This is a genomic window from Streptomyces sp. NPDC045678, from assembly GCF_056432085.1.
The window spans coordinates 13,929-35,022 of sequence record NZ_JBWKJS010000018.1 but is presented as its reverse complement, the minus strand read 5'-3'; the positions used below and the strand labels follow the sequence as shown (position 1 = coordinate 35,022).

Annotated in this window: 21 protein-coding genes; 12 read left to right on the top strand and 9 right to left on the bottom strand. The window is 71.1% G+C overall.

Translation table 11 applies throughout. The features are described from left to right. The first annotated feature begins 171 nt into the window (after window positions 1-171). Window positions 172-558: a DUF3099 domain-containing protein gene (locus tag AC07DO_RS39430; protein ID WP_479067290.1), complete on the top strand. Its 387-nt coding sequence runs from the start codon at window positions 172-174 to the stop codon at window positions 556-558. Between the two features lie 189 nt (window positions 559-747). Then, window positions 748-996: a hypothetical protein gene (locus AC07DO_RS39425; protein ID WP_479067288.1), complete on the top strand. Its 249-nt coding sequence runs from the start codon at window positions 748-750 to the stop codon at window positions 994-996. Here AC07DO_RS39425 and moaA read toward each other — a convergent pair whose 3' ends face one another. From moaA to AC07DO_RS39410, 3 genes are all read right to left on the bottom strand, one after another. After that, window positions 997-2,004, bottom strand: coding sequence for a GTP 3',8-cyclase MoaA (gene moaA, locus AC07DO_RS39420; protein ID WP_479067286.1), 1,008 nt, complete (start codon window positions 2,002-2,004; stop codon window positions 997-999). It abuts the gene before it with no gap. Window positions 2,005-2,162: 158 nt separating this feature from the next. Next, window positions 2,163-3,800 carry a solute symporter family protein gene (locus AC07DO_RS39415; protein ID WP_479067284.1) on the bottom strand — a complete coding sequence of 546 codons (1,638 nt, stop codon included), beginning with the start codon at window positions 3,798-3,800 and terminating at the stop codon, window positions 2,163-2,165. Then, a complete protein-coding gene (locus AC07DO_RS39410) occupies window positions 3,797-4,216 on the bottom strand; it encodes a DUF485 domain-containing protein (protein WP_479067282.1) in 420 nt (139 codons plus the stop codon). Before AC07DO_RS39410 ends, AC07DO_RS39415 begins: the two co-directional genes overlap by 4 nt. A gap of 351 nt (window positions 4,217-4,567) precedes the next feature. On the opposite strand from AC07DO_RS39410, the gene AC07DO_RS39405 reads away from it, so the two are divergent. From AC07DO_RS39405 to AC07DO_RS39390, 4 genes are all read left to right on the top strand, one after another. Then, on the top strand, window positions 4,568-6,115 hold the full coding sequence (locus tag AC07DO_RS39405; RefSeq protein WP_479067280.1) for a S8 family peptidase: 1,548 nt from the start codon (window positions 4,568-4,570) through the stop codon (window positions 6,113-6,115). Between the two features lie 14 nt (window positions 6,116-6,129). Beyond that, window positions 6,130-7,707 (top strand): S8 family peptidase, encoded by a 1,578-nt coding sequence (locus AC07DO_RS39400; protein WP_479067279.1) that lies wholly within the window; start codon window positions 6,130-6,132, stop codon window positions 7,705-7,707. A gap of 82 nt (window positions 7,708-7,789) precedes the next feature. Further along, window positions 7,790-8,332 (top strand): hypothetical protein, encoded by a 543-nt coding sequence (locus AC07DO_RS39395; protein ID WP_479067278.1) that lies wholly within the window; start codon window positions 7,790-7,792, stop codon window positions 8,330-8,332. Window positions 8,333-8,423: 91 nt separating this feature from the next. Then, window positions 8,424-9,479, top strand: a complete 1,056-nt coding sequence (locus AC07DO_RS39390; protein ID WP_479067276.1) for a CopD family protein — start codon at window positions 8,424-8,426, stop codon at window positions 9,477-9,479. Here AC07DO_RS39390 and AC07DO_RS39385 read toward each other — a convergent pair. The 6 genes from AC07DO_RS39385 to AC07DO_RS39360 form a co-directional block, all read right to left on the bottom strand. Beyond that, window positions 9,386-10,105: a lysoplasmalogenase gene (locus tag AC07DO_RS39385; protein WP_479067274.1), complete on the bottom strand. Its 720-nt coding sequence runs from the start codon at window positions 10,103-10,105 to the stop codon at window positions 9,386-9,388. The genes AC07DO_RS39390 and AC07DO_RS39385 overlap by 94 nt on opposite strands. Then, window positions 10,102-11,049 (bottom strand): sterol desaturase family protein, encoded by a 948-nt coding sequence (locus tag AC07DO_RS39380; RefSeq protein WP_479067272.1) that lies wholly within the window; start codon window positions 11,047-11,049, stop codon window positions 10,102-10,104. The genes AC07DO_RS39385 and AC07DO_RS39380 overlap by 4 nt, the downstream gene beginning before the upstream one ends. 169 nt (window positions 11,050-11,218) lie before the next feature. Continuing rightward, window positions 11,219-12,472, bottom strand: a complete 1,254-nt coding sequence (locus tag AC07DO_RS39375; RefSeq protein WP_479067270.1) for an amidohydrolase family protein — start codon at window positions 12,470-12,472, stop codon at window positions 11,219-11,221. Further along, window positions 12,469-13,752: an amidohydrolase family protein gene (locus AC07DO_RS39370; RefSeq protein ID WP_479067268.1), complete on the bottom strand. Its 1,284-nt coding sequence runs from the start codon at window positions 13,750-13,752 to the stop codon at window positions 12,469-12,471. Before AC07DO_RS39370 ends, AC07DO_RS39375 begins: the two co-directional genes overlap by 4 nt. A gap of 14 nt (window positions 13,753-13,766) precedes the next feature. Further along, a complete protein-coding gene (locus AC07DO_RS39365) occupies window positions 13,767-14,651 on the bottom strand; it encodes an SDR family NAD(P)-dependent oxidoreductase (protein ID WP_479067266.1) in 885 nt (294 codons plus the stop codon). Between the two features lies 1 nt (window position 14,652). After that, entirely contained in the window at window positions 14,653-15,450 is a 798-nt protein-coding gene (locus tag AC07DO_RS39360; protein ID WP_479067264.1) for an acetoacetate decarboxylase family protein, read from the bottom strand. 83 nt (window positions 15,451-15,533) lie between these two features. Here AC07DO_RS39360 and AC07DO_RS39355 point away from each other — a divergent pair, with 83 nt between their 5' ends. The 6 genes from AC07DO_RS39355 (at window position 15,534) to AC07DO_RS39330 (ending at window position 21,034) form a co-directional block, all read left to right on the top strand. After that, the gene (locus AC07DO_RS39355; protein ID WP_479067262.1) at window positions 15,534-16,169 is read left to right on the top strand and encodes a TetR/AcrR family transcriptional regulator; all 636 of its coding nucleotides are present in this window, start codon (window positions 15,534-15,536) and stop codon (window positions 16,167-16,169) included. 31 nt (window positions 16,170-16,200) lie between these two features. Continuing rightward, entirely contained in the window at window positions 16,201-17,196 is a 996-nt protein-coding gene (locus tag AC07DO_RS39350; RefSeq protein ID WP_479067260.1) for a DEDDh family exonuclease, read from the top strand. Between the two features lie 102 nt (window positions 17,197-17,298). After that, on the top strand, window positions 17,299-17,532 hold the full coding sequence (locus AC07DO_RS39345) for a hypothetical protein (protein WP_150166323.1): 234 nt from the start codon (window positions 17,299-17,301) through the stop codon (window positions 17,530-17,532). Window positions 17,533-17,581: 49 nt separating this feature from the next. Further along, complete coding sequence (locus tag AC07DO_RS39340; RefSeq protein WP_479067258.1) at window positions 17,582-18,370, top strand: SURF1 family cytochrome oxidase biogenesis protein; 789 nt, start codon at window positions 17,582-17,584, stop codon at window positions 18,368-18,370. Between the two features lie 125 nt (window positions 18,371-18,495). Beyond that, window positions 18,496-20,274 (top strand): glycoside hydrolase family 15 protein, encoded by a 1,779-nt coding sequence (locus tag AC07DO_RS39335; RefSeq protein WP_479067329.1) that lies wholly within the window; start codon window positions 18,496-18,498, stop codon window positions 20,272-20,274. 4 nt (window positions 20,275-20,278) lie between these two features. Beyond that, window positions 20,279-21,034 (top strand): SDR family oxidoreductase, encoded by a 756-nt coding sequence (locus AC07DO_RS39330; protein ID WP_479067256.1) that lies wholly within the window; start codon window positions 20,279-20,281, stop codon window positions 21,032-21,034. Window positions 21,035-21,094: the final 60 nt, after the last annotated feature.

Sequence of the window (21,094 nt, the reverse complement as noted above, 5' to 3'; positions counted from 1 at the left end):
CCATACGGCGCATGTCGGGCAGCTCCATACGTGGCACGGCGCAGGCAGGGCACCGAGGTGAGGGCTGCCCCGGTCTCGTAGGCGGCGCAGCCGCGGCGTAACGTTGGACGGGTCGGGCCAGGGGTGGATTCCAGGGAGAGTCCGGCACAGCGGACAGGGCGGTGGAACGTGATGCGGAAGCAGAGCAGCGGCCAGGTCTTCCGGATCACGGGGGCCCGGCAGGGGCTGGCGGAGGACGTGCGGGGCAGGCAGCGCCGCTACGTGATCTCCATGTCGGTACGCACCGTGTCCGTGGTGGCCGCCGCGGTGCTCTGGAACGTCGAGCGCCATGTCGCGCTCGTCGCACTGGTGCTCGGAATCCTCCTGCCGTACATCTCCGTCGTGATCGCCAACGCCGGGCGGGAGAGTCCGCCTTCGCTGCCGTCGACGTTCGTGCCCGCTCCTTCTCGGCCAATGCTGGCGCCGCCCGCCGCGGCCGCCGCCGCGGAATCCGTCCCGGAAGATCCCCCGGGGCCCGCGTACGACCAGCGGCGCGGCGCGGCGACCGAGCCGAGCTGACCGTCGACGTTGCGCCAAGCTCAAGAAAACCTCAGATCAATCATGTAGTTCCGGTGCCAGTAGCCGGGTCCCCCATGACATACTTCGTACGCGCTCCGCATCCCCCGTCGGAGCGACAGACCGACGCCGGGCAGCTCCCCCCGTGGCTGCTCGGCGTCGCCTTGTTTGAAGCACTTTTTGGACGCGCCTGTGAGTGACGAAAACCCGATCTGTTCCGCCAAGGGCTGCCGCGTCGACGCGGTCTGGGTACTCGCCTGGAACAACCCCAAGATCCACACCCCGGAGCGCCGCAAGACGTGGCTCGCGTGCGACGAACACCGCGAGCACCTCTCCCAGTTCCTGGGTGTACGCGGGTTCCTGAAGGACGTCGTGACGCTGGAGGAGTGGCAGGCGCGCGAGGCCGCCGACGGCGAAGTCGGCGGCAGCGGGAACAGCTAGTCAGCCGCCGATCGCCGACATCGGGCGGTCCGGTTGCAGGAACTCCGGGTCGTCCAGGCCCGAGCCTGCCTTCTTGCCCCACATCGCGATCTTCCAGATGCGGGCGATGGCTTCGTCCGAGCCGTCCGTGGTGTCTTCCGGGGCCACGCGCAGTGCCGCGCGCAGATCCGTTTCCTCGGTGGCGAAGAGGCAGGTGCGGACCTGGCCGTCGGCCGTCAAACGGGTGCGGTCGCAGGCCGAGCAGAACGGGCGGGTGACGGAGGCGATGACACCCACGCGGTGCGGGCCGCCGTCCACGATCCAGCGCTCGGCGGGGGCCGAACCGCGCTCCGTGGAGCCCTCTTCGGTGAGTTCGAAGCGGGTGCGCAGGGACTGCAGGATGTCACCCGCGGTGATCATGCCGTCGCGCTTCCAGCCGTGCTGGGCGTCCAGGGGCATCTGCTCGATGAACCGGAGTTCGTAGTCGTTCTCGACGGCCCAGGCCAGCAGGTCGGGGGCCTCGTCGTCGTTCAGGCCCGGCATCAGGACGGTGTTGACCTTGACCGGGGTGAGGCCCGCGTCGCGGGCGGCTTCGAGGCCTTCGAGGACGTCCTTGTGGCGGTCGCGGCGGGTGAGCGTCTTGAAGACGTCGGGGCGCAGCGTGTCCAGGGAGACGTTGACCCGGTCGAGGCCCGCGGCCTTGAGGGCCTTCGCGGTGCGCTTGAGGCCGATGCCGTTCGTCGTCAGGGACATCTTGGGGCGGGGTTCCAGCCGGGCGCAGCGCTCGACGATGCCGACGAGGCCGGGGCGGAGGAGGGGTTCGCCGCCGGTGAAGCGGACCTCCGTGATGCCCAGCTGGGTGACGGCGATGCGCACGAGCCGCACGATCTCGTCGTCCGTGAGCAGGTCCGGCTTGGCCAGCCACTGCAGGCCCTCTTCCGGCATGCAGTACGTACAGCGCAGATTGCAGCGGTCGGTCAGTGATACGCGCAGGTCAGTGGCTACACGGCCAAAGGTGTCGATGAGCACTGCGGCCCCCTCCCCGGCGGTTGGATGTTCTGGGTCCACTGCTTTCGACCTTACGCGACGCCTCTGACATCCTCATGGGCCATTTGCCACGAGGAACGGTACGGCCGCGTCGTAGGACTCTACGACGCGGCCGCTACAGATGTGTGAACGAAGTCCGGTCAGTGGGCTCCGACGCCTGTGAGGGACTTGACCTCCAGCTCCGCGTACTTGCCCTTGTCCGGCTCCTCCTTGGAGAGGAGCGAGCCGAGCCAGCCGAGCAGGAAGCCCAGCGGGATGGAGATGAGGCCCGGGTTCTCCAGCGGGAAGAAGTCGAAGTTCGCGTCGGGGAACATCGAGGAGGGCTTGCCGGAGACGACCGGTGAGAACAGCACCAGGCCGACCGCGGCGACGAGGCCTCCGTAGATGGACCAGAGGGCGCCCTGGGTGGTGAATTTCTTCCAGAACAGGCTGTAGAGGATCGTCGGCAGGTTGGCGGAGGCCGCGACCGCGAAGGCGAGGGCGACCAGGCCGGCCACGTTGAGGTCGCGGGCCAGTGCGCCGAGCGCGATGGAGACGATGCCGATGAACACCGTCGACCAGCGGGCCGCCTTCATCTCCTCCTTCTCCGTGGCCTTGCCCTTGCGGATGACGTTCGCGTAGATGTCGTGCGCGAACGAGGACGACGAGGCGAGGGTGAGGCCCGCGACGACCGCGAGGATCGTGGCGAAGGCGACCGCGGAGATCACCGCGAGCAGGATCGCGCCGCCGGTCGAGTCGCCACCGCCGCCGATCTCCATGGCGGCGAGCGGTGCCGCCGTGTTGCCCGCCTTGTTGGAGGCGATGATCTCGCCGGGCTTGAGCAGGGCGGCGGCGCCGAAGCCGAGGACGATCGTCATCAGGTAGAAGGCGCCGATGATGCCGATCGCCCAGTTCACGGACTTACGGGCGGCCTTGGCCGTGGGCACCGTGTAGAAGCGGATGAGGATGTGCGGCAGGCCGGCGGTGCCGAGGACGAGGGCGATGCCGAGCGAGATGAAGTCCAGCTTCGAGGTGCCCGACACGCCGTACTTGAGGCCGGGCTCCAGGAACGCCGAGCCCTTGCCGCTGTTGGAGGCGGCCGTGCCGAGCAGGTCGGAGACGTTGAAGTTGAACTTCAGGAGGATCAGGAAGGTGATGAGGACGGTGCCGGTGATGAGCAGGACGGCCTTGACCATCTGCACCCAGGTGGTGCCCTTCATGCCGCCGATGGTGACGTAGACGATCATCAGGACGCCGACGAGGGCGACGATGAGGACCTTGCCGGCGTCGGAGGTGATGCCGAGCAGCAGCGAGACGAGGACGCCCGCGCCCGCCATCTGCGCGAGCAGGTAGAAGATCGACACGACGATGGTGGAGGTGCCGGCGGCGGTACGGACCGGGCGCTGGCGCATGCGGTACGCGAGGACGTCACCCATCGTGTAGCGCCCGGAGTTGCGCAGCGGTTCGGCGACCAGGAGGAGCGCCACCAGCCAGGCGACGAGGAAGCCGATGGAGTAGAGGAACCCGTCGTAGCCGAAGAGGGCGATGGCGCCCGCGATGCCGAGGAAGGACGCGGCGGACATGTAGTCGCCGGAGATCGCCAGGCCGTTCTGGAAGCCGGTGAACTGGCGGCCGCCCGCGTAGAAGTCGGCGGCGCTCTTGGTCTGCCGTCCTGCCCAGACGGTGATGCAGAGGGTCGCGACGACGAAGGCCGCGAAGAGGCTGATGATCAGTGTCCGGTGCTCGGAGGCGTCGGACGCGGCCGCCAGCTCGATGACGGCGGGGTGCGCGGGGCTCATGCGTCGCCCTCCAGGCGGGTCTGCGGGCGGTCCGAAGGCGTCTGCGTGCGGTGTTCCATGCGGGACCTGATGGCCGTGGCCTTGGGGTCGAGCTTCGAGGCGGCGTGGCGCGAGTAGAACCAGGCGATGAGGAACGTGGTGAGGAACTGCCCGAGCCCGAGGACCAGGGCCACGTTGATGTTGCCGAAGAGCTTGGTGCCCATGAAGTCGCCCGCGTAGTTGGAGAGCAGGACGTACACGAGGTACCAGGCGATGAAGGCGACGGTGAGCGGGAAGGCGAACGAGCGGTGCGCGGAGCGCAGTTCACCGAATTCCGTGCTCTCCTGCACCTCGGTGAACTCCTCCGTGGAGGGCGCGTGGGGAGCGGGTTCTTTTCCTGCGCCACCCTTCGAAGGGGGCGGTGCGTCGGTGGCCACGGAGTCTCCTCGTGGTGCGGGTGGGGTGGGGACGGACAGTTGTTCCATGGGCTCCGGTCTCACATCCAGCGTGACGCGGATCACGTGAGCCACGGATGGCGATGCTAAGGCCATGGGACGTGATCCGACAGGGGGTTGATGTTGCTTCCGTTGTCTGCTCAACGTCCCCGCGCCGCGTCCGACGTGGCCGAACTCCCCCATTTCTTCGGTAAGTCATTGCTGGCCTGGGAGTTTCAGGGTTAGCTTCACCCTGAACCACCCGTCATGTACCTGCCCGAGCACCAGTCGTGTTCGGGCAGTTCCGTATGCGATTCCGTATGCGGTTCCGTCTCCGGATGATGTGGAGATCCCATGGCTCATCTGCGTTCCAGACGCCGTACGGCACTGATCGTGCCGCTCGGCCTCGCGCTCGCCGCCTCGGTCGGCTTCGTGCCCGGCGCCGCGACCGCGGCCCCCAACGAGTCGCCCGCCCCGGTGTCGGCGAAGGCCGCGGAGGACGCCCCCGTCTTCGCGTACGTCGTCAACACCCGTACCGACCGCAAGACGCTCGCGTACGTCAAGAAGGCGATCGCCAGGGCCGGTGGCTCCGTCGTCGTCACGCACGACAAGATCGGCGTCATCGTCGCGCACTCGTCGAACCCGGAGTTCGGCGAGCGGATACGTGGCGTCCGCGGCGTCCAGTCCGCGGGCGCGACCCACACCTCGCCCCTGAAGGCCGCGGGCACCACGGACGACGGCAAGGCGAAGCTGCTCTCCAAGTCCGAGGCCAAGGCCCTGAAGCGGAGCGCCGCCCCCGGCGCCGAGCCGATGGAGGCCGACCAGTGGGACCTGCGCGCGATAGACGCCGACAAGGCCGCGAAGATCAACCCCGGCAGCAAGAAGGTCACTGTCGCCGTGATCGACACCGGCGTCGACGACACCCACCCCGACCTCGCGGCCAACTTCTCGCCCCAGCAGTCGGCGAGCTGTGTCGGCGGCAAGGCCGACACCTCGGCGGGGGCCTGGCGCCCGTCGTCGAAGGACAGCTACCACGGCACGCACGTGGCCGGTGAGATCGCCGCCGCGCGCAACGGCGTCGGCGTCGCGGGCGTGGCGCCCGGCGTGAAGATCTCGGCCATCAGGGTGGCGGACCCGGTCGACGAGCTGTTCTACCCGGAGAACGTGGTCTGCGCCTTCGTGTTCGCCGCCGAGCACAGCGTCGAGATCACCAACAACAGCTACTACGTGGACCCGTGGCTGTACAACTGCAAGGACGACCCGGACCAGCGGGCGATCCTCGACGCGGTCAACCGCGCCCAGCTGTACGCCCAGAAGAAGGGCACCCTGCACGTCGCCTCCGCGGGCAACTCCAACCACGACCTGGACTCCGAGGCGATCGTCGACACCTCGAGCCCGGACGACTCCACCCCGGTGACCCGCACCATCGACCCGCACGAGTGCCTCGACGTGCCGACCCAGCTGCCGGGCGTCGTCACCACCAGCGCGACGGGCGTGAAGGACCTGAAGTCGATCTACTCCAGCTACGGCAAGGGCGTCGTCGACATCGCCGCCCCGGGCGGCGACAAGTTCCAGATCCCGGCGGACACCCCGTCGAAGAACGGCCGCATCCTCTCCACCATGCCGGGCGGCGAGTACGGCTGGCTGCAGGGCACCTCGATGGCCGCGCCGCACGCCTCGGGCGTCGCCGCGCTCATCAAGTCGACGCACCCCAAGGCGAGCCCGGCCGAGGTGCAGCGGCTCCTGAAGAAGCAGGCCGACCGGCTCGAGTGCCCGGCGGGTCCGTACGACCCCGACGGTGACGGCGACGTCGACGCGGTCTGCCAGAGCGGCGGCAAGCACGACAACAGCTTCTACGGCAGTGGTCTCGTCGACGCGCTCGACGCCGTGAAGAAGAAGTGACGGGGAGAGAGAACGTGCACAAGTCCCACATATCGGCAACGGCCTTCCTGCGCTCCCGCCGCGCGCTGGCCCTGCCGCTCGGCGCCGCGCTGGTCTCGGCCGTCGCCTTCCTGCCGGGGACGGCCTCGGCCCGGCCCGCGGCGGTCCCGGACGCTCCGGCCTCGGTGTCGGCGGCTTCGGGAGCCACGGCCTCGGACGCCGGGTCGATGAGCTACGTCGTGAACGTCCGCCCCGGCAAGGGGAGTTCGGAGCGGGCGAAGAAGGCCATCGCCAAGGCGGGCGGTGACGTCGTCATCGCGTACGACCGGATCGGCGTCATCGTCGTCCACTCGGCCAACCCCGACTTCGCGAAGACGATCCGCGAGGTCAAGGGCGTCGACTCGGCGGGCGCGACGCGGACGGCCCCGCTGTCGGCGCAGGCCGACGACGCCCTGGAGTCGGAGCGGCCGCTGACCGCCCAGGAGGCGAAGGCCGCGGCGGGCAAGGCGTCGGCGGGTCAGGACGAGCTGGAGCCGCTGCAGTGGGACCTGCCCGCCATGAAGGCGGACAAGGCGCACGAGATCTCGCTCGGCAGCCGCAAGGTCACGGTCGGCGTGCTCGACTCCGGGGTCGACGACACGCACCCCGACATCGCGCCGAACTTCGACCGCGGGGCGTCCGCCAGCTGCCTGGGCGGCGTGCCCGTCCAGAAGGGCGACGCCTGGCGTCCGGTGGCCGGGGAGAGCGACCACGGCATGCACGTGGCGGGCACCATCGCCGCCGCGAAGAACGGCACCGGCGTCACCGGTGTCGCGCCCGGCGTGAAGGTCGCGAGCCTGAAGGTGGCCGAGCCGGCGACCGGCATGTACTACACGGAGGCCGTGGTCTGCGGCTTCGTGTGGGCGGCCGACCACGGCGTCGACGTCACCAACAACAGCTATTACACCGACCCGTGGCTGTTCAACTGCAAGACCGACGCCGACCAGAAGGCGCTCGTCGACGCGGTCGGGCGGGCCTCGAAGTACGCGGAGCGCAAGGGCGCGGTGAACGTCGCGGCCGCGGGCAACGCGAAGACCGACCTCGCCCAGGACGAGATCCTCGACGAGTCGAGCCCCGACGACACCACTCCGGTGCCGCGGACCATCAAGACCAAGGACTGCCTCGACCTTCCGTCGCAGCTGCCCGGTGTCGTGACGGTCTCGGCCACCGGCGCCAAGGGCTTCAAGTCGTCGTACTCGAACTACGGCAACGGCGTCGTCGACATCACGGCTCCCGGCGGCGACTCCACGAAGTACCAGGCTCCGAACCCGCCGGCCGTCGACGGCCGCATCCTGTCGACGCTGCCGGGCGGCAAGTTCGGGTACAAGGCCGGTACGTCGATGGCGTCGCCGCACGCCGCGGGCGTGGCCGCGCTGCTGAAGTCGACGCACCCGCACGCCTCGGCGGCGCGCATCAAGGCGCTGCTCTACCGCCAGGCGGACGCGATGGCCTGCACCAAGCCGTACGACTACGACGGTGACGGCAAGGCCGACGCGGTCTGCGAGGGCGGCCGGAACAAGAACGGCTTCTACGGCGTGGGCATGGCCGACGCGCTGGACGCCGTGCGCAAGTAGCACCGGAACGCGGTGGGGCGGGGCCGGGCGGCCAGGGGGTCGCCCGGCCCTTTCCCGTCGGCCCACGAGAGGATCTCGTGTCATGTACGAGTACAAGAACTCCGAGTTCGTCGTCGCCGGCACGGAGCACTGGGTGGCGTGGCCCACGCGCCCCCGGTGGCAGCTGGTGGCCCGGTTCGCCGCCACGGTGGTGTTCCTGCCGTTCTGGGTCGTCCTCGGGATCGCGATCTTCCTCGGCACCCTCGCCATCGGCCTGGTCACCGAGGTGATCGCGGCGGTGAGCTCGTCGTACGAGAAGGCCTTCGACCGGTTCATGGACAAGGCGCTCGGCCGTGTCTTCACACTGCCCCGCTGGTGCGTGCTCTGGTCCGAGATGCGGTACGAGGGGGACGCCGCGCACTACCGCGCGGAGGTCGACAGGCTCGTCGCCAAGTGGACGGCCAGGGCGTCGGTCCCGCGCGTGCCCAACAAGTCGCGGCCGGTCTCCGAGTGCGAGATCCCGCGCCGTGCCTACCGCGGGTGCGGCGGGCACTACGTCGTCCAGGTGGCGGCCGCCCAGGGATGGGAGCTGCGGCCCTCGGATCCGGAGAAGTCGGTCAGGCTGTGGTGGTCGGCGAGCAGTTGAGAAATGAGTGACTCGATCCGATCGGAACTGCTTTGCACCAGTTGTCCCCTAGGACTTGCCCGCCACGGGAAGCCCTGGTGAAGATCATGTGGTGAGCTCCATACGACCGTCCGTCGAGCCCGGAGGCGATGCCGCGACCGGTGTACCGGCCACCTCCCCCGTCTCGCACCGCGCCCCGCGCCGTCGGCCCTCCGTCGGCCGCGCCGTCGCCGTGCTCGTCCTCGTGGCCGTCGCCGCGCTGATCCCCCTGCTCGGCCCGTCGGCGGCGCTGCACGACACCGGTGAGGCCCGGGCGCCGGGCACGGGCGGGATCACGGTCCTGCGGACGGTCCTGTTCGCCGCCCTGTGCGTGCAGTTGGGCGAGGTGTTCGCCGTCCGGCTCGCGCGCCGGGTGCCCGGGGCGCCGCTCGACCGGGCGCCGGGCAGCTGGTCGGCGTACGCGGCGTGGGCGGGGTGTGCGGCGGCGCTGGGGCTCGCGGCGATCGTGGCGAACGGGAACCTGGTCCCGCGGGAGCTCTCGGACCTGGACATCGGGCGGCTGTACGACACCCGGGACGGGCGGCTCGCCCTCCTGGAGGTCAACGCGTTCATCGTGGCCGCGCTGTGCGCGCGATCCCGGCGTCCGGCGGGGGCGGCGCTCCCTCTGGCCGCGGTGATCGTCGCGGAGGCGCTGCGTGCCCACCCTCCGGTGGAGGACGCCCCGCTCGTCGGCAGCGGTCTCACGCTCGTCCATCTGACGTGCGGCGCGCTGTGGGCGGGCGGGCTGCTGTACGTCCTGCGCATGCTGCGCCGGTGGCGGACGTCGTCCCCGGAGGAGGCCGTCGCGGTACTGGGGCTCTACGCGCGCGTGGCCGCCTTCCTGTTCGCCGCGATCACGGCGACCGGGGTGTGCAGCACGCTGCGCCGGATGCCGGCGGGCACGGTCGTCGACCAGCTCACCGGGACGGCCTACGGCCGCACCCTGCTCGCCAAGGTGCTGCTCGTCCTGGCCGTCGCGCTGCTCGCGGTGCTGGCCCGTCGCCGGCTGCGCGGCTCCTCGGACCGCGCCTCGGCCTACGCGCCCGCGCGCGGGGAGGTGATCGCGCTGGGTGTCGTCGTCATCCTCTCGGCGCTGCTCACCGCGGTGCCGGTACCGATTCGCTGGTGAGCCGCCAGCACTCCTTCGGTCAGCAGGAACTGGGCCGCGATGTAGGTGATCATGATCGCGAAGTCGGGCCGGGGCGGCTGGGGCCACTCGGCGACGCCGGTCGCGATCAGGGTGTCCGAGAGCAGGAAGAGCGCCCCGCCCGCGGCCGCCGCGGGACCGAGCGTGGTGGCGCCGAACGCCATGGCGGTGAGCAGCAGGCTGTAGCCCGCGACAGGCCCCCGCATGTCGGCCGGCAGATCGGGCCAGAGCAGCGCCACGGTGCCGATGAGCGCGAGGGCGTACACGGCGACGAGGCCCGCCCCACGCGCGCGGGATGCCTGCTTTCCGTACCGCTTGAAGAGCACGAGGTAGCAGACATGGCCCGCGGCGAAGGAGCCCATCCCGGCGAGGAAGGCGGGCTCGGCGTCGAAGAGCAGGAAGGTGTCGCCGCCCCAGCCGAAGAGGAGGGCGGCGATCAGCGGCCGCGGCCCGTTCCGCAGGGCGACGTACACCGCGAGGAGCGGCATGAGCAGTGGCTTGCAGACGGCGTGGCCCGGCTCGAAGTCCGCGAGGAGCGCGAGGAGGTCACCGAGCGCGGCGACGCCGAGGGCGCCGAGGACCGTCCGCGGCGCGGGACGTCGCGTCACGCGGCGCGCTCCGGGACGGTCGCCTCGACGGCGGGGAGCGCGTCCGCCGGGGACGCCTCGGGGGCGGCCCGGGGAGCCTCGGGGGTCGCGGAGGCCGCGGGGGCCGCGGGGGCCGCGGGCTGCCAGCCGGGGCCGCGGAAGACGCGCCCTGCCCGTTCGCGCCAACCGGTGGCCGCCTTCAGGTCCCTGGCGATGGCGGCGTACTCGTGGGTCGCGACGCGCAGCGGATTGTACGTGTGGATGTTCTTCGTGAGGCCGTACACGGGGCGGTCGGTCTCGGCGACCCAGGAGCCGAACACGCGGTCCCAGATGATGAGGATGCCGCCGAAGTTGCGGTCGAGGTAACCGCCCTGGGACGCGTGGTGCACGCGGTGGTGCGAGGGCGTGTTGAAGACGTACTCGAAGGGGCGGGGCAGCTTCCCGATGCGCTCGGTGTGGATCCAGAACTGGTAGACCAGGTTGGCCGAGGAGCAGAACGCGAGCGCCGCCGGGTGGACACCGCAGGCGATCAGCGGCAGATAGAACGGCCACACCGTCAGGCTCGTCCAGGGCTGGCGCAGCGCCGTGGTGAGGTTGAACTTCTCGCTGGAGTGGTGCACCACGTGGCAGGCCCACAGGACGCGGATCACGTGGTGGCCGCGGTGCGACCAGTAGTAGAAGAAGTCCTGCGCGAGGAGCATCAGCGGAATCGTCCACCACAGGACGGGCACGCGCAGCGGGGTCAGCGCGTAGACGCCCGAGTAGATCGCGACGATGGGGATCTTCCACAGGAAGTCGAAGACGAGGCTGCCGAGCCCCATGGTGATGCTGGTCGCGGCGTCCTTGCTCTCGTACCCCGCGGCATCGTCGTCGGGATGGATCCGGTGGCTCACGATCTCGACGACGGTGAGCAGCACGAAGGCCGGGATGGACCACAGCACGACATCGGGCAGGTTCGGGGACATGCAGGCACCGTAGAACGGCTATTCGCCCACGACTAGGGGTTGTTACCGACAAGTATTACCGGCGGTACGGGTGCGGATGTTGGTGATCCTCACCAAAGATCCCGGCTCAAACGGGCGGCGAGCGGGCGGGGGCGCACCGAACCCCTGCCCGCTCACCGGCCGCGCCCGCTCACCAGACCCGCACCGCCCCTCCCGTCGCGAACACCGGACTCGTCGCGTCCGCGGGTGTTTCCTTGAGAGGTTCGTCCAGTTCGCCGACCGTCGGTCCCACGCGCGCGGCGATCTCCCCGAGCCGTTCCAGGTCGAAGCCGTAGACGCGGGCCGCGTTGCCGCCGACCATGGCGGCGATCTCCTCCCTGGGGAGACCGGCGTAGGCGATGCGCAGGCCCTCGCGCGAGTAGGGGTACGTCCCCTCGTCGTGCGGGTAGTCGCTGCCCCACATGATCTTGTCGAGGCCGATGCGGTCGCGCAGGGCCGCCTCGTGGGGGCGCATGAAGCTCGCGCCCACGAAGCAGTTGTCGCGCCACACCTCGGAGGGGCCCTTGCCCATCGCGTCGGCGAGCCCCGCGCCGAACTTCGACTCTGCCGTGTCCGCGCCGCCCGCCCGCCGCGCCGCGGCGACCAGCCGGCCGTGGTAGTAGTCCAGCATGTCGAGCACGCCGGGGACCCAGCCCGAGCCCTGCTCGGTGAGGACGAGCTTGAGTTCCGGGTGGCGGCGGAAGGCCCCGCCGAAGGTGAGGTGCCAGAGCGCCCGGTGGGAGAACCACGTCGTCTCGACCATGAACACCGCGCGGGCGGCCGGTTCCTCGCCGAGCGGCGGCGACGCCGAACCCGCGTGGTGGTTGACGGGCACGCCCAGCTCCGCGCAGGCCGCCCAGATCGGGTCGTACGCCGATGAGTAGAGCTCGGGAAGGCCTGAGCCCGGTGGAGTGCCGGGCAGCATGAGGCCGCCCGTCAGGCCCGCCTCCGCCGACCGGTGGATCTCCTCGACGGCCCGGTCCACGTCGTTGAGGAGGATCTGGAAGACGCCCGCCCTGCGCCCGGGCGCGGCGGCGCAGAAGTCCGCGAGCCAGCGGTTGTGGGCGCGCAGTCCTGCCCAGCGCTGCTCGAACTCCTCGCGGGTCGGCGCCGGTGCCATGAGGGACGCCGAGGGGAAGAACGGCGGGATGGTGTTGGGGAAGACGACCTCGGCGACGATGCCGTCCGCCTCGAGCTCGGCGACCCGGCGGTCGGAGTTCCAGTTGCGGTCGGCGGTGTCGGCGAGGAGGTCCTCGTACGGGTTGACGTACGTGGCCGCCCAGGCGTCGAACGCGTCGTGGTGGCGCGACTCCAGGTACGGCCTGTAGTCGAGGAGGTCGGCGCCCGCGTGGCAGTCCGCGGAGATGACGGTGTAGCGGTCCTCGGTCGTCCGTGGTGCATTCATGCGTCCGCCCCCAGTACCGGGAAGTCGTGGTCGGTCAGCCAGTGGCGGCCCACCTCGCGCGAGCGGGCCCAGGAGGCCTCGACGGACGTCTGGTCGGCGTCCTGGCCGAGGTCGCCGGGTGTCGGGCCGATGCGGTGCGCCAGCGGCGCGAGTGCCGTCGTGTCGAAGCCGAAGACCTCGGCGGCGGCGAGCCCCAGCATGCGGCGGCTCTCCGCCACGGGAATGTCGTGGAAGGTCTTGCGCAGCCACGCGCGCGTGTCGGGCCAGGTGCCCTCGGGGTGCGGGAAGTCGCTGCCCCAGAGGATGTTGTCGACGCCGATCTCGTAGCGCTGAGCAAGTTCGCGGCGCTTGGTGTTGGTGGCGCAGACGAAGATCTGGCGGTCCAGGTACTCGTGCGGAGGGCGTTTCAGCTCCGCGAACGGGGAGAGCTTCTTGCCGCCGTGCGCGCCCAGGTAGAGGCGGTCCATGAACCACAGGAGGTTCGGCAGCCACCAGCAGCCGGACTCGGCGACGCCGAACCTCAGCCCCGGGTGGCGTTCGAAGACGCCGGACCAGAGCATGAACCACAGGGGGCGGGCGGGCCACCAGGTCACTTCGCAGACGTAGATCCCGAGGTGGTCGCCGTATTCGTGGCGGGGCGCCGCTCCGGAGTGGGTGACCACGGGCATGGCGCACTCGGCCGCCGCGGCCCACACGGGGTCATAGCGCCGGTCGTGGTAGGGCGCCTTGTCGACCCACATGGAGGGGATCATCAGTGCGCCGAGCCCCGACTCCTTGGCGCGGTGCACCTCGGCGACGACGCGGTCGACGTCTCCGGTGATGGGCAACAGGGCGACGCCGCAGTGCCGTTCGGGGTGCTCGGACACGAAGTCGGCCAGCCACCGGTTGTGGGCCTGGGCGCCCGCCATGCCGAGCTCGGGGTCCTGGTCGCCGGAGAGACCGAGGCCGACCCCGAAGGGCGCCGCGGTGCGGCTGTCGACGGCGTCCGCGTCGGGGAAGACGACCTCGGCGGCCACCCCGTCGCCGTCCAGCTCCTTGAGGCGCTGTGCGGCGTCCCAGCCGCCGCGCAGGCCCTCTTCGTTGTCCTGGAACCACTTGGCGGCGAAGGCGTCGTTGCGGATGCCGAGCCGGGTCGCCTCCTCGCGGCGGGCGCCGCGCTCGCCGAGGAAGTCGTCGAAGTCGCGGTGGAAGCGGCGGTCGAGGTAGGGCCGGTACTCCTCGGTGGGGAGTCCGGCGTGGCAGTCGGAGGAGATGATCAGGTACGGGTCCTGGGCGCTCATCTGCGAAGCTCCCTTCAGTCCAGGATGAAGTTCTCCAGGTACGCCGGGTCGGCGCGGTCGAGCATCGAACGCGACCTCGCCCTGATCTGGCGGTCGCTGTGCTCGCTCTGCGGAAGCAGCCAGAAACGGCCGGCCGCGATGCCCTCGGCCACGAAGTCCGCGACCTCCTCGACCGGCGTGAACGCGATCTCCTGGCCCGCCTCCTTCATCGCGGTCTCCCACTGGTCGAGACTGCGGTAAGGGGTCCTGCGGGGGCGGGACTTGGCGTACCGGTCGGGCCGGTTGCGGTGCGACTCCCACAGGCCGGTGCGGAGCATGTGCGGGCCAGGGAAGAGCACGGAGGCGCCCACGCGCGCGTGCTCCGCCTTCAAGTGGGCGTACAGCGACTCGGTCATCGTGACGACGGCGGCCTTGGTGACCGCGTACACGGAGGCGGTGGGCAGCGGGGCGATGCCGCCGTCGCCGGACGAGGTGTTGACGACGTGCCCCGGCTCACCGCCCGCAATCATGCGGGGCACGAAGGCCTGGACGCCGTGGAAGACACCCCAGACGTTGACTTCGAAGGCCCACCTCCAGTCGTTCGGGTCGTGCTCCCACATGCGCCCCTCGGCGCCCGACCCGACCCCCGCGTTGTTGCACAGCACGTGGACGGCGCCGAACCTGTCGTACGTCTCCTCGGCGAGGGCGAAGACCTGCTCGCGCACCCCGACGTCCACCACGCGCGCGTGCACCAGCGCACCGTCCTCCCGCAGGGAGGCGGCCGCCTTCTCCAGGGCGCTCTCCTCGACGTCCGCGAGGACCACCCGCAGGCCGTCCGCCGCGAACCGGCGCGCCATGGCGAGCCCGATGCCGCTCGCCGCGCCCGTGACGACGGCGACCTGACCCGCGCGCAGCTCCATCTCAGGCGCTCCCCTCGGGCGGGCCGTCGAGGATCTGGGCGGGGTCGTCGTAGCGCTGGTGGATGTAGGGCAGCAGGGCCTGCGCGCTGACGCGCTCGACGACGCGGCCCTGCTGGTCGGTGGTCTTCTCGCCGATGGTGATCTCGACGAGGGCGCGCACCGGCAGATCGGCCACCGGGTCGTACATCGACTCGCGCAGCACCACGTCCCCGGTGACGGCCTCCAGCTTGCGGACCTTCTCGTTCCGTACGCAGTGCACGAGCACGGGGTCCGCGTCGAAGCCCGAACCGTCCACCGCGGGCAGGAACTTGAAGTAGAAGTCGGTCTTCTGTGCCGGGTCCGGCAGCGGCAGGTCGCCGCTGACCGCGCCCCGCACCTCCACGAAGGAGATGCCGTGCCGGGCGAGGCGGGCACGTACCACCAGGCCGTCCCGCTCGACCTCCACCTCGCCGAGCTTCTTCGGCTCCCCGAACACCTCGCGTCCGCCGATCAGGGCCCGCTCGTGGGTCATCGGCATCACCAGCGGATACCAGCCCTCCACTCCCCCGTGCTCGGCGGCGACGGCGACCGAGCCCGCGCCCAGTGGGTAGCCCGGCAGGTCGACCTTGCTGATGTTCGCCCGCACCAGAGGCCGCCCGGCGGGCTTCAACGGCGGCGGAAGGACCGCGGCGACCACGTCCGGGTCGCTCTCCCAGACGGCCACGACACCCGTGGACCAGATGTCGGGGAGTCGGGAACTCGCGGCGCGCGCGGCGGCGATCTCCGCCTCGTCACGTGCTCCGTAGCGAATGCGTGCCATGTCGTACCACCCTTCGTCGGCGCGGACCGAGGGTCCGCGGGCGGGACTTGCGGCGGTTCTGTAACACAGTTACAACAGGACCCGTGAAGGGTAAAGAGACGCGCACGCAGCTGAACCGGGCCGTCGTGCTCGACACCGCCGCGCACCTCGTCAAGCGGCACGGCCCGCAGGCCCTGACGATGCGGGCGCTCGCCGCCGAGCTCGGCACCGCCGTCACCTCCATCTACTGGCACGTCGGCAACCGCGAGTCGCTCCTGGACGCCCTCGTCGAGCGCACCCTCGCCGACCTCGGCGAGATCCGCGCCACGGGCCGCACCCCCGGCCGGCGCGTCGCGTCCGTGGCCGACGCCCTGCGCCGCCAGCTCCTCGACCACCCGCACCTCGTCGCGATGGTCCACGAACGCGGCCTGACGGAGAGGATGTTCCTGCCCGCCCAGCGCACGCTCGTCCACGAGGTCCACGAGGCGGGTCTGCGCGGGGCCCGCGCCGCCGAGGCCGTGCGCGCCGTCCAGGTCCACGTCGTCGGCCATGTGCTGGTCGAGCGCGCCCGCGAGCGGGCGCCCGTGCAGCGGCCGGGCGAGGAGGAGTTGTGGACGGAGCAGGCGGCGGAGCAGGACGGCGCACTCGCCCGCGCCCTGGCGGGACCCGTCGACCCCGAGGCGGTTTTCGCCACCTCCGTCAGGGCTCTGGTGGCCGGGCTTCTCGGACCGGCGCCCTGACTGTCGGTCGCGGCCCGTATCCTCATGGACCATGCTCGAAGACCGCACGACCGCAGCGTCCGCAGTGCCCTGGCCGGCCGCGTATCCAACGGGGTACGCGGTCGTCGACGTGGAGACCACCGGCCTGGCCCGCGACGACCGCATAGTGTCGGCCGCCGTCTACCGCGTGAGCGCCCGGGGCGACATCGAGGACCACTGGTACACGCTGGTGAACCCCCAGCGCGACCCGGGTCCCGTCTGGATCCACGGGCTCACCGGGGAGATGCTCGCGGACGCCCCCCTCTTCAAGGACGTCGCCGAGGAGTTCGCGGCCCGGCTCGACGGGCGCGTCCTCGTCGCGCACAACGCCGTCTTCGACTGGTCGATGATCGCGAGGGAGTACGCGCGCGCGGAGCTCACGGCCCCCGTGCGCCAACGCCTGTGCACCATCGCGCTCTCCAAGGAGCTTGCACTCCCGCTGCCCAACCACAAGCTGGAGTCCCTGGCCGCGCACTTCGGCGTCGAGCAGCGCCACGCGCACAACGCCCTGGACGACGCGCGCGTGCTCGCCGAGGCGTTCCGCCCCAGCCTGCTGGCGGCGGCCGGCGGCAACGTCCGCCTGCCGCTCCTGGAGTGCAGGCCGCTCACCGAGTGGTCGGACGGCGCGCCCCGCATCGTCCGCCAGTCGACGGGACCGACGCCCGCCTCGTCGTACCGGCCCGGAAGTTGGCGCCCCTCACGGAAGCGCCCGCCGTGCCCGTACCCGAACCCGGGGCGTTACGAACCGGGCAAACCACTCAAGCAGGGCATGCGGGTCGCGTTCTCCGGGGACACCTCCGTGGAGCGTGAACTCCTGGAGGACCGCGCGGTGGAAGCCGGGCTGCACATCGCGACGAGTGTGTCGCGCCTCACGAGCCTGCTCGTCACGAACGACCCGGACTCCGGCACCTCCAAGACGGTCAAGGCCCGCTCGTTCGGCACGCCCGTGATCGACGAGGCGGCGTTCGGACAACTCCTCCAGGACGTGACGCCCGCCACGGAGTCGTAAGCGCCTGACTTGCACCCCCGCACGCGTCAGACGGGTGATTGCCGCGCGACTCGCCCGCCGACCGCTCGCCCCGCACCGCCGCGGCGTCCCACCCTGTGGCGCATGGCACGTTGCGAGGTCTGCGGAAACGACTACGGCATGTCCTTCGAAGTGCACGCCCAAGGGGCCGTGCACGTCTTCGACTGCTTCTCCTGCGCCATCCACCGCATGGCGCCCATCTGCGAGCACTGCCGGTGCCGCATCATCGGCCAGGGCGTCGAGGTGGAGGGCCACTGGTACTGCGGCGCCCACTGCTCACGCGCGGAGGGGCGGGTGGGCATCGTCGACAACGTCTGACCGGACCCCGCCGCCGTACACCCCACGACCCGAGAGGTACCTTCGTGGGGTGTACCGCTTCCTGTTGTCCCGGCAGTGGGTGATCCTCACCCTCATCGCCCTCGTTCTCATCCCCGTGATGGTCGAGCTCGGCTTCTGGCAGCTGCACCGCCACGAGAACCGTGTCGCCCAGAACCAGCGGATCTCAAACGCGCTGAACGCCGACCCGGTCCCGGCCGAGAAGCTCACCTCGCCCGATCACGAGGTGCCCAAGGAGGACCTCTACCGCCGGGTGAGCGCCAAGGGGACGTTCGACACGAAGCACGAGGTCGTCGTGCGGCGGCGCACCAACTCCGACGACGCGGTCGGCTTCCACGTCCTGACCCCGTTCGTCCTGGACGACGGCAAGGTCCTGCTCGTCAACCGCGGCTGGATCCCCGCCGACGGCCCGCAGACCGCCTTCCCGAAGATCCCCGCGCCCCCCGGGGGCGAGATCACCGTCACCGGCCGCCTCATGGCCGACGAGACGTCCGCGGCCAGCGGCATCAAGGACGTCCGCGGTCTTCCGGACCGTCAGATCATGCTGATCAGCAGCGGGCAGCAGGCCGACGCCCTCGGCAAGGAGGTCCTCGGCGGCTACGTCGAGCTGTCCGCCCCCGAGGCGAAGGGCGGCTCCCCCGAGCTGATCGGCGAGCCCGACCACAGCAGCATCGGCCCGCACATGGCCTACGCGGTCCAGTGGTGGCTGTTCGCCTCGGGCGTCCCGGTCGGCTGGGTGGTCCTGGTCCGCAGGGAGCGGCGCGACCGCGCGGCGGCCGCCGAGGCCACCACTGCGGAAGCGACGCCCGCGGCCGTCTAGGTCCTGAGCCGACAGTCCCGCATTCGCCCGGATTGACGGGGCCCCACTCCGGGAAACCGTCATCCGTGTCCCGCCACATCGAAGACCTCGCGCCCGCCACCGACCTCCCGCCCGCCGAAGAGCTCGTGCCCGTCGAGGACCTCGCGCTCATCGGCGACCATCAGACCGCCGCCCTCGTCGGCAGGGACGGCTCCATCGGATGGCTCTGCCTGCCCCGCTTCGACTCGCCCGCCTGCTTCGCCGCGCTGCTCGGCGACGAGGAGAACGGCCACTGGCGCATAGCGCCCAAGGGCGCGGAGGCCTGCACCCGCCGCGCCTACCGTCCCGACTCCCTCGTCCTCGACTCGGAGTGGGACACCGACGACGGCTCCGTCCGCGTCACGGACTTCATGCCGCAGCGCGACCGCGCCCCCGACGTCGTCCGCATCGTCGAGGGCCTCAAGGGCCGCGTCACCGTGCGCAGCACGCTCCGGCTCCGGTTCGACTACGGCTCGGTCGTGCCCTGGATGCGCCAGAAGGACGGCCACCGCGTCGCCGTGGCGGGCCCCGACTCCGTGTGGCTGCGCAGCGAGCCGTCCGTGCACACCTGGGGCCATGCCTTCGGGACGCACTCCGAGTTCACCGTCGAGGAGGGCGAGAAGGTCGCCTTTGTCCTCACCTGGCACCCCTCGCACGAGCCGCGCCCCTCGCTCGTCGATCCGTACGAGTCGCTGGAGCACAGCCTGGAGGACTGGTGCGCCTGGACGTCCCTCTGCCACTACGACGGACCGCACCGGGACGCGGTGATGCGCTCCCTCATCACCCTCAAGGCCCTCACGTACGCCCCGACGGGCGGCATCGTCGCCGCCCCCACCACTTCGCTGCCCGAGGAACCCGGCGGCGTGCGCAACTGGGACTACCGCTTCTGCTGGCTGCGCGACTCCACCCTCACCCTGGGCGCGCTGCTCGCCGCCGGCTTCTCGGAGGAGGCCGAGGCGTGGCGCGACTGGCTGCTGCGCGCCGTCGCGGGCAACCCGGCGGACCTGCAGATCGTGTACGGCCTCTCCGGAGAGCGCCGATTGCCGGAGTACGAAGTTCCGTGGCTGTCCGGGTACGCGGACTCCACCCCGGTCCGCATCGGCAACGAAGCGGTCGAACAGTTGCAGCTCGACGTGTACGGCGAGGTCGTGGACTCCCTCGCCCTCGCCGACCGTTCGGGCCTCGCCACCCCTCCGCACGCCTGGCACCTCCAGCTGTCGCTGCTCGAGTTCCTGCACAAGAAGTGGCGGGAGCCGGACCAGGGCCTGTGGGAGGTGCGCGGCCCGCGCCGGCACTTCGTGTACTCGAAGGTGATGGTCTGGGTCGCCGCCGACCGCACGGTGCGCGCCCTGGAGGAGAACCCGAAGCTCCGCGGTGACGTCGACCGGTGGCGGAAGCTGCGGGACGAGGTGCACCGCGAGGTCTGCGAGCGCGGCTACGACCCGGAGCGCAACACGTTCACGCAGTCCTACGGCTCCGCCGAACTGGACGCGTCGCTGCTGCTCATACCGCGTGTGGGGTTCCTGCCGCCCGACGATCCGCGCGTCATCGGCACCATCGACGCGGTCCACGCCGAGCTCGGCCACGGCGGGCTCCTGCGCCGCTACACCGCCGACCAGACGGAGATCGACGGCCTGCCGGGCCAGGAGGGCGTCTTCGTCGTCTGCTCGTTCTGGCTGGTGGACGCGCTGCACATGACCGGCCGTACGAAGGAGGCGCGCGAGCTGTTCGAGCGTCTGCTCGCGCTCCGCAACGACGTGGGGCTGCTCGCGGAGGAGTACGACCCCTCGTCCCGCCGTCAGCTGGGCAACTTCCCGCAGGCATTCAGCCACATCGGCCTGGTGAATACCGCTCTCGCGCTCTACGGGGCGAACGGGGGAGGATAGGGCCATGGATCTTGGACTGGAAAACCGTGTCTACGTAGTCACCGGCGCCACCCGGGGCCTCGGCAACGCCACCGCCCGCGAGCTCGTCGCGGACGGCGCGAAGGTCGTGGTCACGGGCCGTCAGCAGAAGACGGTCGACGAGGCGGCCGCCGAGCTCGGCCCGAACGCGGTGGGTGTCGTCGCGGACAACGCCGACCCGGACTCCGCGGCCGCGCTCGTCGCCGCCGCCCGTGAGCACTTCGGGCGCTTCGACGGCGTGCTGATCAGCGTCGGCGGGCCCGCGCCCGGCTTCGTCGCCGACAACACCGACGAGCAGTGGCAGGCGGCGTTCGAGTCGGTGTTCCTCGGAGCGGTGCGCCTGGCACGGACCGCGGCCGCGGAGCTCGGCGAGGGCGGCGTCATCGGCTTCGTGCTCTCCGGGTCGGTGTACGAGCCGATCGCGGGCCTGACGATCTCGAACGGTCTGCGCCCGGGGCTCGCCGGGTTCGCCAAGTCCCTCGCGGACGAGCTCGGACCGCGCGGCATCCGCGTGGTCGGCGTGCTGCCCGGCCGGATCGGCACCGACCGCATGCGCCAGCTGGACGGTCTCTCCCCCGACCCCGAGGCCGCCCGCGCCGCCAACGAGGCGGGCATCCCCCTGCGGCGCTACGGCACCCCGCAGGAGTTCGGCCGCATCGCGGCGTTCCTGCTGTCGCCCGCGGCCTCGTACCTGACGGGGATCATGGTGCCGGTGGACGGCGGTTCACGCTCCGGGTTCTGACGGCGCGGGTCGCACGGGCCGTGCGGGTCACACGAGCCGTGCGGGGCGTGCGGGCCGTGC